Source organism: Pseudomonas sp. UC 17F4 (assembly GCF_900101695.1).
Lineage (GTDB): Bacteria > Pseudomonadota > Gammaproteobacteria > Pseudomonadales > Pseudomonadaceae > Aquipseudomonas.
In genome coordinates, this window is record NZ_FNKV01000001.1 from 3,106,857 (window position 1) to 3,123,966 (window position 17,110).

The 17,110-nt window shown below is 63.7% G+C and carries 15 protein-coding genes; 11 read left to right on the forward strand and 4 right to left on the reverse strand.

Going from position 1 to position 17,110, the window contains the following annotated elements; all coding sequences use genetic code 11:
- Positions 1 to 25: 25 nt before the first annotated feature.
- Entirely contained in the window at positions 26 to 1,471 is a 1,446-nt protein-coding gene (gene hydA / locus BLR26_RS14380; RefSeq protein ID WP_093381622.1) for a dihydropyrimidinase, read from the reverse strand.
- 331 nt (positions 1,472 to 1,802) lie between these two features.
- On the opposite strand from hydA, the gene BLR26_RS14385 reads away from it, so the two are divergent.
- From BLR26_RS14385 to BLR26_RS14395, 3 genes are all read left to right on the forward strand, one after another.
- Positions 1,803 to 3,290 (forward strand): NCS1 family nucleobase:cation symporter-1, encoded by a 1,488-nt coding sequence (locus tag BLR26_RS14385; RefSeq protein ID WP_093381625.1) that lies wholly within the window; start codon positions 1,803 to 1,805, stop codon positions 3,288 to 3,290.
- A gap of 44 nt (positions 3,291 to 3,334) precedes the next feature.
- Positions 3,335 to 4,618 carry a Zn-dependent hydrolase gene (locus BLR26_RS14390; protein ID WP_093381628.1) on the forward strand — a complete coding sequence of 428 codons (1,284 nt, stop codon included), beginning with the start codon at positions 3,335 to 3,337 and terminating at the stop codon, positions 4,616 to 4,618.
- 417 nt (positions 4,619 to 5,035) lie between these two features.
- Positions 5,036 to 5,257, forward strand: a complete 222-nt coding sequence (locus BLR26_RS14395; protein ID WP_093381630.1) for a cold-shock protein — start codon at positions 5,036 to 5,038, stop codon at positions 5,255 to 5,257.
- Positions 5,258 to 5,582: 325 nt separating this feature from the next.
- On the opposite strand, the gene BLR26_RS14400 is transcribed toward BLR26_RS14395, so the two are convergent.
- Complete coding sequence (locus BLR26_RS14400) at positions 5,583 to 6,452, reverse strand: LysR family transcriptional regulator (RefSeq protein WP_093381633.1); 870 nt, start codon at positions 6,450 to 6,452, stop codon at positions 5,583 to 5,585.
- Between the two features lie 192 nt (positions 6,453 to 6,644).
- Here BLR26_RS14400 and BLR26_RS14405 point away from each other — a divergent pair, with 192 nt between their 5' ends.
- From BLR26_RS14405 to BLR26_RS14415, 3 genes are all read left to right on the forward strand, one after another.
- Positions 6,645 to 7,961, forward strand: coding sequence for an MFS transporter (locus BLR26_RS14405; protein ID WP_093381636.1), 1,317 nt, complete (start codon positions 6,645 to 6,647; stop codon positions 7,959 to 7,961).
- Between the two features lie 18 nt (positions 7,962 to 7,979).
- Positions 7,980 to 9,371 (forward strand): FAD-dependent oxidoreductase, encoded by a 1,392-nt coding sequence (locus tag BLR26_RS14410; protein WP_093381639.1) that lies wholly within the window; start codon positions 7,980 to 7,982, stop codon positions 9,369 to 9,371.
- Positions 9,372 to 9,465: 94 nt separating this feature from the next.
- Positions 9,466 to 10,173 carry a YebC/PmpR family DNA-binding transcriptional regulator gene (locus BLR26_RS14415; protein ID WP_045194063.1) on the forward strand — a complete coding sequence of 236 codons (708 nt, stop codon included), beginning with the start codon at positions 9,466 to 9,468 and terminating at the stop codon, positions 10,171 to 10,173.
- A 62-nt stretch (positions 10,174 to 10,235) separates the two neighbouring features.
- On the opposite strand, the gene BLR26_RS14420 is transcribed toward BLR26_RS14415, so the two are convergent.
- Entirely contained in the window at positions 10,236 to 11,528 is a 1,293-nt protein-coding gene (locus BLR26_RS14420; protein WP_093381642.1) for a leucine-rich repeat-containing protein kinase family protein, read from the reverse strand.
- A 142-nt stretch (positions 11,529 to 11,670) separates the two neighbouring features.
- On the opposite strand from BLR26_RS14420, the gene BLR26_RS14425 reads away from it, so the two are divergent.
- Positions 11,671 to 13,560, forward strand: a complete 1,890-nt coding sequence (locus tag BLR26_RS14425; protein WP_093381645.1) for a propionyl-CoA synthetase — start codon at positions 11,671 to 11,673, stop codon at positions 13,558 to 13,560.
- Positions 13,561 to 13,596: 36 nt separating this feature from the next.
- Here BLR26_RS14425 and zapE read toward each other — a convergent pair whose 3' ends face one another.
- Complete coding sequence (gene zapE, locus BLR26_RS14430; protein ID WP_371128646.1) at positions 13,597 to 14,694, reverse strand: cell division protein ZapE; 1,098 nt, start codon at positions 14,692 to 14,694, stop codon at positions 13,597 to 13,599.
- 242 nt (positions 14,695 to 14,936) lie between these two features.
- Here zapE and BLR26_RS14435 point away from each other — a divergent pair, with 242 nt between their 5' ends.
- Genes BLR26_RS14435 through BLR26_RS14450 form a run of 4 tightly spaced genes read left to right on the forward strand, consistent with a single transcriptional unit; the run spans position 14,937 to position 17,082 of the window.
- Positions 14,937 to 15,464 carry a Csu type fimbrial protein gene (locus BLR26_RS14435; protein ID WP_093381651.1) on the forward strand — a complete coding sequence of 176 codons (528 nt, stop codon included), beginning with the start codon at positions 14,937 to 14,939 and terminating at the stop codon, positions 15,462 to 15,464.
- A gap of 32 nt (positions 15,465 to 15,496) precedes the next feature.
- A complete protein-coding gene (locus tag BLR26_RS14440) occupies positions 15,497 to 16,024 on the forward strand; it encodes a Csu type fimbrial protein (RefSeq protein WP_093381654.1) in 528 nt (175 codons plus the stop codon).
- A gap of 17 nt (positions 16,025 to 16,041) precedes the next feature.
- Positions 16,042 to 16,575, forward strand: coding sequence for a Csu type fimbrial protein (locus BLR26_RS14445; RefSeq protein WP_045194058.1), 534 nt, complete (start codon positions 16,042 to 16,044; stop codon positions 16,573 to 16,575).
- Between the two features lie 3 nt (positions 16,576 to 16,578).
- Complete coding sequence (locus BLR26_RS14450) at positions 16,579 to 17,082, forward strand: Csu type fimbrial protein (RefSeq protein WP_093381657.1); 504 nt, start codon at positions 16,579 to 16,581, stop codon at positions 17,080 to 17,082.
- The last annotated feature ends 28 nt before the right edge of the window (positions 17,083 to 17,110 follow it).

Genomic DNA, 17,110 nt, shown 5'->3' on the forward strand with positions numbered 1-17,110 from the left:
GACCCGACTTGACCCGCGATGCTCTTCAGCGCTTAACGGCGACCGGCCGGGAATGCTCGGCCCGCTTGCTGAGCAGGTCGAACACCGCCGGGTACGCCGGCCGTTCGATGTAGCGCCCGGCGCCGCGCTCGGCGCGCAGGTCGCCGTTGGCCCAGACCAGCTTGCCCTGGCTGATGGTGTGGCTGGGGATGCCGCGCACGGTCTTGCCTTCGAAGATGTTGAAGTCCACCTGCTGATGGTGCGTGGCCGCCGAGATGGTCCGTGTGCCTTGCGGGTCCCAGAGCACCAGGTCGGCGTCGGCACCGACGCGCAGGGCGCCCTTGCGCGGGAACAGGTTGAAGATCTTCGCGGTGTTGGTCGAAGTCAGGGCGACAAAGTCCTGCATCGACAACTTGCCGCTGTTGACCCCTTCGTCCCACAGCACTGCCATGCGGTCCTCAATGCCGGCAGTACCGTTGGGGATGCGGCTGAAGTCGTCGCGCCCGGCGGCTTTCTGTTCGGCGCAGAAGCAGCAATGGTCGGTGGCGGTGGTGTGCAGGTTGCCCGATTGCAGGCCGTGCCACAGCGCCTCCTGGTGGCCGTCCTGGCGCGGGCGGAACGGCGGGCTCATGACGTAACCGGCGGCGGTTTGCCAGTCGGGGTGGCGGTAGACGCTGTCATCCAGCAGCAGGTGCCCGGCCAGCACTTCGCCGTAGACCTGCAGGCCCTTGTTGCGCGCGTAGGTGATTTCATCCAGGGCTTCGCGGGTCGAAACATGCACCAGGTACAGCGGCGTGCCGAGGGTTTCGGCGATGCGAATGGCGCGGCTGGCGGCTTCGCCTTCGACCTGCGAGGGCCTTGATAGCGGGTGCGCTTCCGGCCCGGTAATGCCCTGGGCCATCAGCTTGCGTTGCAGGTGATAGACCAGTTCGCCGTTCTCGGCATGCACGGTAGGCACCGCGCCGAGCTCCAGGCAGCGCTCGAAGCTGGCGACCAGGGTGTCGTCGGCGGCCATGATCGCGTTCTTGTAGGCCATGAAGTGCTTGAAGCTGTTGACCCCGTGCAGGCGCACCAGTTCGCCCATCTCCTCGCGCACCTGCTCGCTCCACCAGGTCACGGCGACGTGAAAGCCGTAGTCGCTGGCCGACTTCTCGGCCCAGCCGCGCCACTGGTGGAAGGCTTCGAGCAAGGACTGCTGCGGGTTGGGAATCACGAAGTCGATGATCGAGGTGGTGCCGCCGGCCAGGCCCGCGGCAGTACCGCTGTAGAAGTCTTCGCTGGCCACGGTGCCCATGAAGGGCAATTGCATGTGGGTGTGCGGGTCGATGCCGCCGGGCATCAGGTACTGGCCGCTGCCGTCGAGCACTTCACAGCCGGCTGGCACCTCAAGGTCAGGGCCGATGGCATTGATCACGCCGTCGGCACACAAGACATCGGCGCGGTAGCTTTCTTCATGGGTAATCAGGGTGGCGCCACGAATCATAAGCGTCATCAGATGCTCCTCGCAGGCTTGACCGGTTGTTACCGGTTCTAGGTTTTGTACTTTTTTCAGCGTAGGCGAAAACCTGTCATCGCTGTCAGGAAATGAATCTAGTCGGCGATTTCAGATAGGGCAAATATTTAATTTATATGCATATAACAAGGTTAAGTTACTGATTTATAAGAGTTATACGATTTTAGCGGTGCTGAGAGAAAACGACCAGTGGTCCTGTCGTTCTTGACAGGTTGTAGAAATGGTCAAGATTTCTCATGGGCAACCGTGATTGCCCACATGCCCGTGCAATGCAACCAACTCCCAAAAACACAACAACAGTGGAGCGGCCATGCAGCAGACCAGATCGCAGGTGAGCGAACGCGACGGCTTGTTCGAACTCGACGCCGGCAGCGACGTCCTCGACAGCCCCAGGTATAACCACGACATCGCCCCGACCAAGGTGCACGAGCGCACCTGGAACAAATGGCACATCACCGCGCTGTGGGTCGGCATGTCGATCTGCGTGCCGACCTATACCCTGGGCGGCGTGCTCACCGCCTATTTTGGCCTGACCGTGGGCGAGGCGCTGCTGGCGATTTTGCTGGCCAACACCGTGGTATTGATCCCGCTGACCTTGAACGCTTTTCCCGGTACCAAGTACGGCATTCCCTTTCCGGTGCTGCTGCGTTCGTCCTTCGGCATCATCGGCTCCAACGTACCGTGCCTGATCCGCGCCCTGGTGGCTTGCGGCTGGTTCGGCATCCAGACGATGTTCGGCGGCCTGGCCATTCACCTGTTTCTCGGCTCGCTGTCGGCGGACTGGAAAGCCCTCGGCGGCACCGGCGAGGTGATCGGCTTCATGCTGTTCTGGTGCCTGAATCTGTGGGTGGTGCTGCGCGGCGCCGAGTCGATCAAATGGCTGGAAACCCTGTCGGCGCCGCTGCTGGTGCTGGTGGGAGCCGGGCTGCTGGTGTGGGCCTTGCCCAACGTCTCGATCAGCGAGTTGATGGCCCAGCCGCCCAAGCGCCCCGAGGGTGCCAGCGTCTATGGCTACTTCTTTGCCGGGCTCACTGCGATGGTCGGGTTCTGGGCCACCCTGTCGCTGAACATCCCCGATTTCAGCCGCTACGCGAAAAGCCAGAAGGACCAGATCCTCGGGCAGATCTTCGGCCTGCCACTGACCATGTTCCTGTTCGCCGCCCTCGGCGTGGTGCTGACCGCAGCCTCTGCCTCGCTGGTGGGCGAAACCGTGTCCGACCCGGTCAGCCTCATTGGCCATATCCAGAGCCCGATGTGGGTGGCGCTGGCCATGGCCCTGATCGTCATCGCCACGCTGTCGACCAACACCGCAGCCAATATCGTCTCGCCGACCAATGACTTCCAGAACCTGGCGCCCAAATGGATCGGCCGCACCACGGCGGTGCTGCTCACCGGCCTGGTGGGCTTGCTGCTGATGGGCCATGAGCTGCTGAAAAAGCTCGGCTGGATCGTCAGCGACGTCAGCCTGGAGAGCGTCTATTCCAATTGGCTGCTGGGCTATTCGAGCCTGCTCGGGCCGATAGCCGGGATTATGGTGGTCGACTACTTCATCACCCGCAAACAGACCCTGGACCTCGCCGGCCTGTACCGCGACGACGTCTACCCGGCCTGGAACGCCGCTGGCTTCATTGCCTTCGGCGTGCCGGTGGCGCTGACCCTGCTGTCGCTGCACAGCAGCGCCTTCAGCTGGTTCTACGACTTTGGCTGGTTCACCGGCTCTGCCCTGGGCGGGCTGATCTACTACGCCCTCGGCAGCCTCAGGGCCGCCCGCACGGCCAACCTCAAACCCACCGTGTAAGCCCATGGCCCGCAGAGGCCAGGCACGTGATGCAGGAGACGCACATGCAAACCGCTCAGGATGTTCTGCAATCGACCCAACGGCATATCAACGGCGAACGCCTGTGGCAGTCGCTGATGGAGTTGGCCCGGCTTGGCGCCACGGTCAAGGGTGGCGTTTGCCGGCTGGCTTTGACCGACCTCGATCGCCAGGCCCGCGACCTGTTCGTCAAATGGACCGAAGAGGCCGGCTGCACCGTCAGCATTGATGGCGTCGGCAACATCTTCGCCCGCCGCCCGGGGCGCAACCCGCAATTGCCGCCGGTGATGACCGGCAGCCATATCGATACCCAGCCCACCGGTGGCAAGTTCGATGGCTGCTATGGCGTGCTGGCCGGGCTGGAAGTGCTGCGCACCCTCAACGACCTCAAGGTCGAAACCGAAGCGCCGCTGGAAGTGGTGGTGTGGACCAACGAAGAGGGCTCGCGCTTTGCTCCGTGCATGATGGGTTCGGGGGTGTTTGCCGAAAAATTCACCCTGGCCCAGACCCTGGCCAAGACCGACGCCGAAGGCATCAGCGTCGGCGAGGCGCTTAACGCCATTGGTTATGCCGGGCCGCGGGCGGTCAGTGGTCATCCGGTGGGCGCCTATTTCGAAGCGCATATCGAGCAGGGGCCGATTCTTGAAGACCAGCACAAGACCATCGGCGTGGTGCTTGGCGCGCTCGGGCAGAAGTGGTTCGACCTGACCCTGCGCGGCGTCGAGGCCCACGCCGGGCCAACGCCGATGCACCTGCGCAAGGACGCCCTGGTCGGCGCCAGCGCGGTGGTGGCGGCGGTCAACCGCGTGGCCCTGGAGCACCAGCCCCATGCCTGCGGCACGGTCGGTTGCCTGCAGGCTTATCCCGGCTCGCGCAACGTCATTCCTGGCGAGGTGCGCATGACCCTGGATTTCCGGCATCTGGAGCCGGCGCGGCTCGACTCGATGATTGCCCAGGTCAAGGATGTGATCAGCAGCACCTGCCAGCAGCATGGGCTGACCTACAGCCTGACGCCGACCGCAGACTTTCCACCGCTGTACTTCGATGAGGGTTGCGTGCAGGCGGTGCGCAGCGCAGCCCAGGGCCTGGGGTTGTCGCACATGGATATCGTCAGTGGCGCCGGGCATGATGCGATCTTCGTCGCCGAACTGGGCCCGGCGGGGATGATCTTCGTCCCCTGCGAGGGCGGCATCAGCCACAACGAAATCGAGAATGCCGCGCCGCAAGACCTGGCCGATGGCTGCGCGGTGCTGTTGCGCTCGATGTTGGCGGCGGCCCAGGCGGTGGCGCGGGGCAGGGAGGCGGCTTGAGCTGAACTGCAGGCGCTTTTGCTGGCCTCATCGCCGGCAACACCGGCTCCCACAGGGTTTGGTGTACACCGATCCATTGTGGGAGCCTCGCCGGTGGTTTTGTGCATGAATATGCGAACGGGTGCCGGGTTGAACGGCCCCCGCTCGCATTTGTAGGTGCCCTAAGCGAGTTTGCGAGTATCGAATAAAAGGCCTTTGGATTTGGTTGGCAGGCGGCAATACCTTTACACCGCTTCAGTGCCGATTAAGTAGTCGAGATATATAAAGTTTAGCTGTTTTCAAATAAGCAATATTTCCTCTTGTTCTTGAGAGCTGACATTTTTGTTAGTTGCGCCTGCGCGCCATGAGGCACTAGTGTTGCCAGTGAAGGTATCCGTTCTGGGCGGGTACTACCTGAGGTAATCAGGAGGTTTCAAAATGAACGAGGATTCTGCTGATACTGAAAGGCATAACGGACGTATCCGACGCTTAACAGATAAAGGCTTTGGATTTATTCAAGACGTTGATGGCGATATTTATTTCTCAAGCGCGGACGTAGTCTCTGTTAGAAATGAGGACCTGCGCGAAGGCCAGATAGTTACTTACACCATCGAGGCTGGACCTAAAGGGCGGGTAGCAAAAAATGTCACGCCACTGTAAGCGCCCCAGGCCACCTTCAAGATGAAAAGGAAGAGGGGCGACTTATTTTACCGCTCTGAATAATCTCCGATCAACTTGCCGCAGTGGCGTGGTAAGTTGATAAGCATTTTTAATTTTGGTGCCGCTGATCGCGAAGCCAAATGACTTCACGATTTTCATGTGTTGGGCGCTTCTCACCATTCGATCGCTGGTTAAGCCAGCGATCGAATGGTGGACTTTATCCAAGAAGTGGATCACCAAGCCAATCTTTGGGGGCAGTCAAATGAATCGGTGCACACCAGGACCTGTGGGAGCTCGCCTTGCCGGCGATAGCCGCGCCGTGGTTTCAGAGGCTGTCCTGCACCATCTGCAAAAACGTCGCCACCAGCCGCCGTGAGCTCTGCTCGCGCAAGCACACCAGGGTCTCGGTCAAACGCCGCTGGCAATCGACAATCGGCAACGCACACACCCGCGCATCGGCGCCGAACTCGGCGGCCGACACCACGCCCACACCAATCCCCACCACCACCGCCTCGCGCGCAGCTTCGCGGCCTTCGACCTGGATCGCCGCGCGGATGCGCAGGCCGGCGCGGGCCATTTCTTCTTCCAAGGTCTGGCGGGTGACCGAACCCGGTTCACGCAGCACGATTGGCGTGTCGTCAAGGTCGGCCAGGCTGATCGAATCACGGCTGGCCCAGGGGTGGTTGTGCGAGACGAAGGCCACCATCGGGTCGCTGCGCAGCGGCACGCACAGCAGCCGGTCATCATCAACGTCGCGGCCGAGCAGGGCCAGGTCGGCCTGGTAGTTGAACAGCCGCAGCAGCGACTCGTCGGTATTGCCGGTCTCGACCTTGACGCTGATCCCCGGGTACTGCTGGCAGAAGCGCGCAATCTGCGGCAGCACGTGCACCGGCGCATCCACCGCCAGCACCAGGGTGCCGGTCTGCAAGGCGCGCGAATCCTGCAGCAGCTCATGGGCTTCGGCCTCGCAGACGAACAAGCGCTGGGTGATCGCCAGTAAACGCTCGCCCAGATCGGTCAGTTGCACCGAACGCTTGTTGCGGTGAAACAGCAAAACCCCGAAACGTTCTTCGAGTTTACGCACCTGGTCGGAGATCGCCGGCTGGGTCAGGAACAACCGCTCGGCGGCGCGGGTGAAGCTGCCGTGCAGGGCAACTGCGTGAAAAGCCTTTAACTGAGCGTGGGACACCGACATCGCAGCACCTGTTACAAGCTGAGCTTATTTGTGAAATACGATAAATCGATTTTATTTATCAGTCAGTAATTGTTTCTATCTGAGCAGGTGACGGGTTCGACCGGCCGTCACGCAGTGCGCAACACAACAACAAGACAGGCGTTTTTTTTCAAATTCTGCCGGCACACTCAGCTCTCGAGGTCAGATCCCACCATGAACAAACACGTTGCAGATATCAAACGTTGGCGCGTGCAGATTTTTGCCATCACCTGGCTGGCCTACGCCGCGTTCTACTTCACCCGCAAAGCCTTTTCGGTGGCCAAGCTCGGCATCGCCGAAGACCCAAGCTTTACTCTCGACAAAATGGCCATGGCCAACCTCGACGCCATCTACCTGACCGCCTACGCATTCGGGCAATTTACCTGGGGCATGCTCGCCGACCGCTTCGGCCCGCGGGTGGTGGTGCTCGGCGGCCTGGTGATTTCTGCCGCCGCTGCCGTGGTGATGGGCAGTTACGCGACCTTCCCGATCTTTGCTACCTGCATGCTGGTCCAGGGCCTGGCGCAATCGACCGGCTGGGCCGGGCTGTGCAAGAACATCGGCAGCTTCTTTCCCTCGTCCCAGCGTGGGCGGGTGCTGGGGTTGTGGAGCTCGTGCTATGCCTTCGGCGGCCTGGTGGCCTCGCCGTTTGCTGGCTGGTGGGCCTACACCCTGATCGGCAGCTGGCATGCGGCGTTCATCTCCAGCGCGGCGGTGGTGGCGCTGGTAGCGGTGCTGTTCTTCATCTTCCAGCGCAACAAGCCTGAAGACGTCGGTTTGCCGGCGGTGGAGCCCGAGCCCGAAAGCATGGTGCCGGGCTCGACGATTTGCAGCATCTGGGCGCCGTTGCGCGAGATCCTGCGCAACCGCACGGTGCTGACCCTGGGGCTGGCGTACTTTCTGTTAAAACCTGCGCGCTACGCGATTCTGCTCTGGGGCCCGGTGATCGTCTTCGAACAGATGCCGTCGGTGGGCAAGGTTGGTGCGGCAATCATCCCCACCGCCTTCGAGCTGGCCGGCTTGCTCGGCCCGATCATGATTGGCCTGGCTTCGGACAAACTTTTCGGCGCCCGGCGCATGCCGGCCTGCGTGATCAGCCTGGTGGTGCTGACCGTGGTGCTCGGGCTGTTCATGGCCGCCCTGCATACTGGCAGCGTGTTGCTGGTGGTGGCTTTGCTGTTTGTCATGGGCCTGACCCTGTACGGGCCAGACTCGATGATCAGCGGCGCTGCCGCCATCGACTTCGGCACCGCCAAGGCCGGCGCCACTGCCGCAGGCTTCGTCAACGGCTGCGGTTCGGTCGGGGCGATTCTCGGCGGCCTGCTGCCGGGTTACTTCGACAGCGTCACGGTGTTCATCGTCTTTGCCGGTTGTGCGCTGTTTTCCGCCCTGGTGCTGCTGCCGCACTGGAACAGCCGCCCGGCCAGCCCCGAGCACACCCCGGCCGTTGCCCCCAACACGGCCATGGCGATCAAACCGCTGCGTACTTGAACCTATAAGGAAACCGACATGAGACCGTTCTGGCTGCAACAGGCGCTGGACCAGGAAGTTGCACCCGCGTGCCCGCCGCTGGCGGCTGATACCGACTGCCAGGTGTGCATCGTCGGGGGCGGCTACACCGGCCTGTGGACGGCGCTCATGCTCAAGGAGCACAACCCGGCGCTGGATGTGGTGCTGATCGAGGCCGACATCTGCGGCGCCGGCGCCAGTGGGCGCAACGGCGGCTGCGCGCTGTCGTGGTCGGCCAAGTACTTCACCCTCGAACGCCTGTTCGGGGCGCAGGAGGCGGTGCGCCTGGTCAAGGCTTCGGAGCAGAGCATCTACGCCATCGGCGAGTTCTGCCAGGCCCATGGCATCAACGCCGACTACCGCCTGGACGGCACCTTGTACACGGCCACCAATCGCGCCCAGGTCGGCGCCACCGATGGCGTGATTGCAGCGCTTGAGCGCCAGGGCATCAACTCGTTCCGGCGCCTGGCGGTTGCGCAGGTGCAGCGTCTGGCAGGCTCGACCAGGCACCTGGAAGGCTGGTTCTCGCCGGCCGCTGCCACGGTACAACCGGGCAAGCTGGTGCGCGGGCTGCGCCGGATCGCTTTGCAAAAGGGCGTGCGCATTTATGAGGGCACGGCCATGAGCGGTTTGCAGCAAGGGCCGCAGGCGCTGGTCGAAACCGCCCGTGGCAACATCCGCGCCGGTCGCGTGGTGCTGGCCCTCAACGCCTGGATGGCGCGGGCCTTCCCGCAGTTCGAGCGCAGCGTGGCGATCGTCTCCAGCGACATGATCATCACCGAGCCGCAACCGCAGTTGCTCGAACAGATCGGCCTGACCAGCGGCATCAGCGTGCTCGATTCGCGGATCTTCGTGCATTACTACCACAACACCAGCGATGGCCGGCTGATGCTCGGCAAGGGCGGCAATACCTTCGCCTATGGCGGGCGGATGCTGCCGGTGTTCGACCAGCCTTCGCCCTATGAGCCGTTGCTGCGCCGCAGCCTTGGCGAGTTCTTCCCGGCCCTGGCCCAGGTGCCGGTTGCCGCGACCTGGAACGGGCCGTCGGACCGTTCGGTGACCGGCTTGCCGTTTTTTGGCCGGCTCAATGGCCAGGGCAATGTGTTTTACGGCTTTGGCTACTCGGGCAGCGGCGTCGGCCCCTGCCACATGGGCGGGCAGATCCTTTCGTCGCTGGCCCTGGGCCTGGACAACCATTGGACCCGCTCGCCGCTGGTCAACGGCCCGCTGGGCTACTTCCCGCCGGAGCCGATCCGCTACCTGGGCTCGCTGATGGTGCGCAATGCCATCCGTCGCAAGGAGCAGGCCGAAGACAACGGCCGCCGCCCGCGCCACCTTGACGTGCGCCTGGCGCGTTTTGCCGCTGCTGCGGGCAAGGCCGACAAGGGCTGAAGGGTTTTTTTGTCGATGGCCTGCGGAGCGTATAAACTGCTTGCCACTTTGGCCGGTCGCTACCTGAACCGGCACCTGAAACAAGAGAGTCGAGATGGGCGCACAGTGGAAAGCCAAGCATAGAGAAGTCGCAGCCAACGCCAAAGGCAAGATCATGGGCAAGCTGTCCAAAGAGATCCAGATCGCTGCCAAGTCCGGCGCCGACCCGGACATGAACCCGCGCCTGCGCCTAGCCATCGAGCAAGCCAAAAAGGCTTCGATGACCCGCGAGACCCTTGAACGTGCCATCCGCAAGGGTGCCGGCCTGGACGGCGACGCGGTGCAGTACACCGCCGTCACCTACGAAGGCTTTGCCCCGCACCAGGTGCCGCTGATCGTCGAGTGCCTGACCGACAACGTCAACCGCACCGTGGCGCAAATCCGCGTACTGTTCCGCAAGGGCCAGCTGGGCGCTTCCGGTTCGGTGGCCTGGGACTTCAACCACGTCGGCCTGATCGAAGCCACGCCGGCCAGCCCTGACGCTGACCCGGAAATGGCCGCCATCGAAGCCGGCGCCCAGGATTTTGCCGAAGGCGAAGAAGAGGGCGCGACCCTGTTCATCACCGACACCACCGACCTCGACGCCGTGCAGAAAGCCCTGCCGGGTCAAGGCTTCACCGTGGTCTCGGCAAAAATCGGCTACACCCCGAAAAACCCGGTCAGCACCCTGAGCGATGAGCAGATGGCAGAGGTTGAAGCCTTCCTGGAAGCCATCGACGATAACGATGACGTGCAGAACGTCTATGTAGGTCTGGCGGGTTGATGTAAACCGTAAGGGCCTCATCGCGGGTCAAGTCGGTGCGACGACTCGACTTGACCCGCGATTCAGACGCCGCGAAGCCGCTGACAAACCTCGGCAAACCCCGGCCGCAGCATCACCTCATCCCGTACACACTCGCGCTGCACCCCCCGCAACACCTCGCAATCGCCCTCGCAACACGCCAGCAATTCCCCCAGCAACACCCCAAACGCCAGCACCTCGATCCGCTGCAGCGCTTCAGTCGCCACGCTGCCATCCAGCGGATGGAACGACGCCGCGCCAAAGTCCCCCAGCAAGCAGTCGCCATGCTCGTCACACAGCACGTTGTGCGCATACAGGTCGCCATGGGTGATGCCGTGCCCGTGCAAATGCGCGCCTACCGCTGCAATGGCAGCGGCCAGGCGCCGCACGCTGGCCAGGTGCAAACGCCGCTCGGGCGGATAACAGTCGCGGGTGCATGAATCCAGGCTCGGCGGCCCGGCCAGGTTGAACCAGCTCGGCTCGATCAACTGCATCACCAGCGCCGGCAGTTGCTGCGGGTGGTTGTCGATGCGCCCGGCCAGGCGCACCAGTTGCGGGTGATCGCCGGCGGCAATGCAGGCACTCATTTCGTTGAGCGGCAAGCCGTCGCTGGTGATCTCGCCCTTGTACAGCTTGACCGCCACCGGTGCGCTCTGCTGCTGCCAGCGGGCCTGGTGAATGACCCCGGACGCGCCCTGGCCCAATACCTGTTCAAGGTGGATCTGCTGCCAGTCAATCACCTGGCAATGGCCAGGATCTTGCGGTGTGCAGTAGCCCGCCGTCATGGGGTTACCGGCGTAGGCCAGCCAGGCCAGGCGCGGCATCTGCAGCAACCAGTCGGGCAGGGCCGGCAGCCGGTTGGCCGACAGGCGCAGCAGTTCAAGCCTGGTGCAGCGCGCAAGGCTTGCCGGCAGTTCGCGCAGGCGGTTGCCGGCAAGCATCAGCTTTTGCAGGTGCGGGCAATCGCCCAGGGCTTCGGGCAGGGTTTCGATGCGGTTGTCGGTCAGCACCAGGGCCCGCAGCCGTGGTGGCAGCGCCGCGCCGCTGACCTGCTCGATCTGGTTGCTCTTGAAACCGACCATTTCCAGCATCGGGCACTGGCCGATGCCTTCGGGCAGGTGGCGAAAGCGGTTTTGCGAGCAGAACAGCACCTTGAGCTGGTGCAGCCGGCCCAGGTCCCCAGGCAGGTCGCTTAGGTTGTTACCGGTCAGGTTGAGTACCTGCAGGCTGTCGGCCAGGTCGAAAATTTCTCGGGGGAAGTGTTCCAGCCCGCAGGCCAGGTCGAGGCGGGTAATGCCCGCCAGACGGCCGGCTTTGAGGTCTTCAAGGGTATGCATGGGGTTGGCGGCAGGCTCGTAAATAAACGCCGGTCATCATACCGGCAAGATGCGACTTAAGTCTCATGGCAGACTGACAACTGCGGTCCATACTCGAAGCTCGCCCTTTATTAATAACAACAAGTTCAGGGTTTTACATTCGATGACATACCAGCACAGCTACGCCCGCTCCATCGCCGATCCTGCCGCCTTCTGGGCCGAACAGGCCGACCAGCTGGCCTGGTACCGCAAGCCCCTGCAAACCCTTGTTGAAAATGCCGATGGCAGCCACCAGTGGTTCGCCGACGGTCGCCTCAACAGCTGCTACCTGGCCCTCGACCATCAGATCGAACAGGGCCGTGGTGAGCAGACCGCGCTGATCTACGACTCGCCGGTAACCGGCAGCCAGCAGCAGTTCAGCTACAACCAGCTGCGCGATGAAGTGGCGCGCCTGGCCGGCTTGCTGCGCGAGCTTGGGGTCGAGAAGGGCGACGGGGTGATCATCTACATGCCCATGGTGCCCCAGGCGGCCATGGCCATGCTCGCCTGCGCGCGTATCGGCGCGGTGCATTCGGTGGTGTTTGGCGGCTTTGCCGCCAACGAGCTGGCGCTGCGCATCGACGATGCCCGGCCCACCCTGCTGCTGACTGCTTCGTGCGGGCTGGAATTCGACCGGGTCGTCGACTACAAACCGCTGGTGGATCGCGCCTTGCAACTGGCCAGGCACCAGCCGCGCCAGGTGCTGGTGCTGCAACGCCCGCAAGCCACCGCAACCCTGGTCGAAGGCCGCGACCTCGACTGGCTCGAAGCGGTGGCCACGGCCAGAGCAGTGGCGCCGGTGGAACTGGCCGCCGCCGACCCGCTGTACATCATGTATACCTCGGGCACCACCGGCAAACCCAAGGGGATCGTGCGCGAAAACGGCGGCAACGCCGTGGCCCTGAGCTTTGCCATGCGCCATATCTATGGCATGCAGGCGGGCGACGTGTGGTGGGGGATTTCCGACGTTGGCTGGGTGGTTGGCCATTCGCTGATCGTCTACGGGCCGCTGATGAATGGCTGCACCACGGTGTTCTACGAAGGCAAGCCGATCCGCACCCCGGATGCCGGCGCCTACTGGCGGGTGGTCGAGCAGTACCGGGTCAACGGCCTGTTCTGCGCGCCCACCGCCATGCGCGCGATCCGCAAGGAAGACCCCGACGGCGAATTGCTGCGCCGCTATGACCTGAGCTCCCTGCGCCAGCTGTTTCTGGCCGGCGAGAAGCTTGATTCCAGCACCCATCAATGGCTGGAGGCCACCAGCGGCAAGACCGTCCACGACCACTGGTGGCAGACCGAAACCGGCTGGCCGGTGACCGCACCGTGCGTGGGCATGGAGGGCAGTGCAGCGCGGCCGGGCTCGAGCAACCGGGCGGTGCCGGGCTACAACGTACAGGTACTGGATGATGACGGGCATCTGCTCGGCGCCAACCAGCAAGGCTCGATCGTCATTGCCTTGCCGCTGCCGCCTGGCTGCAGCCAGACCTTGTGGGGCGACCACCAGCGCTACCTGGATGCCTACCTGAAGACCTACCCCGGCTATTACCACACCGGCGACGGCGGCTATCTGGATGAAGACGGTTTCGTCTACATCATGGGCCGCACCGACGACGTCATCAACGTCTCCGGCCATCGCCTGTCTACCGGCGAGATGGAAGACCTGGTGGCCCGCCATCCGGCGGTGGCCGAATGCGCGGTGATCGGCGTGCACGACGAGATCAAGGGCCAGGTGCCGCTGGCGCTGGTGGTGCTCAAGGACGGCCAGGACATTGCCCAGGCGCAGTTGCAGAGCGAGCTGGTGGCCAGCGTGCGCGAGCAGATTGGTGCGCTGGCCTGTTTCAACCAGGTGCGGGTGGTCAAGCGCCTGCCCAAGACCCGCTCGGGCAAGATCCTGCGCGCGGTGCTGCGCAAGATTGCCGATCAGCAGCCGTATACACCGCCTTCGACCCTGGATGATCCGGCGGTGTTGGTGGAGATTGAAGCGGTGTTGGCGAGCCTGGCGCGGGTTGGGTAGGGCTTTCATCGCGGGTCAAGCCAGCGCCCACAGAACTCAGCAGCCAGCCTGGCGCAACTGCCCCAACCGGCTACGGGTGCGAGCCAGGTCGCTGGCGCTGCCGCCCAGGCTTGCGGCCAGCGGCAGGCTGCCGATCAGCACCAGGTGCTTGTCCTGGTCGTAGAGCACGTCCACCAGGTTGACGAAGCGCTGCTGGGCGGCAATCGAGCAGTCTTCAAGGTTCGGCAGGCAGTCGATGATCCAGTGGTCAAAACGCCGCGCCAGCTCCAGGTAGTCGATCACCGCGGTGGGTTGCTCGCACAGCTCGACAAAATCAAACCCCACGGTGCGCTGCTCGCTCAGGCGGGCGCGCAGTGTGCGCTTGCCTACCTCCAGTAAAACCGGCGCGTCACCCGGCTCGGGCAACTGCAGGGCCTGGCGCTGTTCGCGGCTGCCCGGCCACAGGTAATGGCCCTGGGTAAAGCGCTGCTGGCCAGCCGCGCCGGGCAGGCTGCGAAAGTCTTGCTCACCGCCGACTTCCAGCACCTGCATCCGGCTGTTGATCAGGCGGATCACCGGCTCGAAACGCTGGTGATACAACGGGTTGGGTAGCAAGCCTTGCGGCGCGTAGTTGGAGGTTACCAGGAGAAAAATCCGCCGCTCGAACAAGGCCTGAAATAACCGGGTGATGAGCATGGCATCGCCGATGTCATGCACGTGGAACTCGTCGAAACACAGCACCTGGCAGTCGTCGAGCAACTCATCCAGGGTGCAGGCCAGGGCGTCGTCCTGCTGGCGATGATCAAACATGCCCTGGTGCAGGCGGGCGAAAAAGTCATGAAAGTGCAGGCGGCGCTTGCGCGCCTGGGGCAGGGCCTGGAAGAAACCGTCGAGCAGCCAGCTTTTGCCGCGCCCGACCGCGCCGTACAGGTACAGGCTGCGCGCCTGGCCGCTCTCAATTTGCGCTGCCTGGGCCGCCATATGTTCGATGACGTGTAACTGGCCGGCGCTCAGGGTGTAGCCGCGGGCTTGGGCCTTGGCGGCAAAATGCTGACGAACGGTCGCCGCCACGCTGTTGTCTTCGGCCACCGGCGTGCGCAAGCGACGCCAGGCGCGCAACGGCGAACGTATCCAGGAAGGGGGCAGGGCAGGCAAACCGGGCTCCTCGGGGCAACGGCACTCAAGGGCCAGCTTGAGCGAGGGCGGCTAATTTAACCAATATGAATAAGGCCGGCCAGCGATCTCTGAACGTGATAAGTGATGGCTTCTATCGCGGGGCAAGCCCGATCCTACAGATAGATCTTGTACGGGGCTTATACATTTCCCTGCAAACTGGCAGGTTTTTCCTTCACTGCTACCCTCAAGGTCAGATCACTCCTGCGTTGAAGGATGACAAGGTGAAGGGACGCTCTTTGGCGACGCTGCTCGGGCTGAGCATGGCCAGCACGGCAGGCGCCGCCGATTTCATGGTTGAAGTCAAAGTGCAAGTGGAGCGCGGCTGCCTGCTCATCCACCAGCCCCGCGATGCCGGCGCCCAGGCCTTGGGTGTGCTCGATTTCGGCCGCACGGCGCGGCTGGACGACCCGGCCGGCCCGCTCAGCAGCCAGTTGCTCGCGCTACGCCCGCCACGCCTGGAATGCAACCCCGACACCGCTTACCAGGTGCAGGTCGATGGTGGCCAGCACGGCGGCATCGGCGAGGTGCGTTACCTGGCCAGCAACCAGCCTGCGGCGAAACCCATACCCTACCGTTTGTACCAGGACCCGGCCTGGCGCCTGCCGCTGCCGGTCAATGTTGCCCAGCATGCGCGGGTGCCCGATTCGGGCTCGGTGGCGCTGCCGTTGTATGCGCGTATCGAGCGCCTGGCCGAAGTGCCGGCGGTGGGGCGTTATTCGGACCTGCTCAAAGTCACCGTCACCTGGTAACCGGGGCGGCGCCTGCTAAAGGAACTGGCAGTATGAAAGGGATAATGCTGTTGACGCTTGGCCCGCTGCTGTTGCTCAGCCCCGATGCTTTCGCGGCCATGAGCGGGCATATCCAGGCGCGCCTGGTGATCAGCAGCGCCTGCCAGATCAGCGGCGGGCCGGGCACCCTGGAAACCCCAGGCGGCGGTGTACTGGATTTTGGCAGCCAGGGCCCGAGCTGGACCAACCCACTGCGTTCCGGCATCGAAGAGGCCACCGGTGACGGCCGCCTGCAGGTGCGCTGCAACCCGGCGGTGCGCGCCTTTACCGTGAGCATCAACGGCGGTGCCAACGGTGATGGCGCCACCCGGCGCCTGAGCAATGGCCGCGAGCTGATCCCCTATGAGCTGTCTGCCGACCCGTCGGGCCGGGCCCGTTACAACATCGGCCAGACCCGCAACTTTTCGGTCAGCAGCGCCGCGCAGATTCCGATTCCAATCTACGGTGCAGTAGTCGCCCATCCCAAGGCGCTACCGGCCGGCATTTACCGTGACACCCTGATGGTGACCCTGGACTGGTAATACGCAAGGAGTGACTCATGCACCCGAACCTCTCACGCTTGATTTTCGCAGGCCTAGGCCTGGCGCTCGCCACCCAGGCCCAGGCGGCCACGGTAACCGGCAACATCACCGCCACCCTGACGCTGATCGCCAGTTGCCAGGTCAACGGGGGCGGCGGTGCCAGCGGCCTGAACTTCGGTACGCTGAACTTCGGTACCCAGGAAGCGCTGTTCACCACTGCCGGCGGGCAGGTGCTGGGCGGCGGCGGTGGCGCCATGAGCATCCTCTGTTCCAGCGGCACGGTGCCGGTGATCAAGGTGCGTGCCGGCGCCCACGACAGCCAGTCGCCCGGCGGCAGCCGCGCGCTCTACGATGGTGTGGCCAATTACGTGCCGTATGACTTCTACACCGATTCAGGGCATACCCAACTGCTGGTCATCGACGGCACCATCACCTTGCCGACCAGTACCGGCGTGGCCCAGACGGTTAACCTGTATGGCCAGGCCAAGGGCAAGGCGGGCCTGCCCGCCGGGGTGTACACCGACACGGTGGCGGTCGAGCTGAGCTTCTGAACCGTGCCCCGCGCCTTGCCTGCGCTGCTGGCCCTGGCCGCCTTCAGCGTACCGCTGCCCTTGGCGGCGGTGCTGACCAGTACCTTTCAGGTCAGCGCCACGGTGGCGGCCGGATGCCTGGTGGTGGGCGGCGTGAGCAACTACGGCAACCTCAATTTCGGCAGCTATTCGGCGCTGTCGACCAGCAGCGTCACCACCGCCCTGGGCGGCACCACGGTGACCCTGCAATGCACGCCGGGGGTGAGCTTGAGCATGAGCGTCGATGCCGGGCTGAACAGCGCCAGCGGCACGCGCAACCTCAAGCGCAGCAGCGGCACCTCGCTGGTGGCCTATCAGTTGTTTCGCGACGCCGGCTTCAGTCAGAGCCTGGGCATCAACCAGAGCGTGGCGGTGAGCTACAGCGATCCGACCACGATCAAGTTGCCGGTTTACGCCCGTGCCCAGTTGACCGGCAACCTGCCGGCCGGCAGTTACACCGATGTGGTGCAGGTGGTGCTGACCTTTTGAACGGCGCCGCCGGATGAATATGACAATA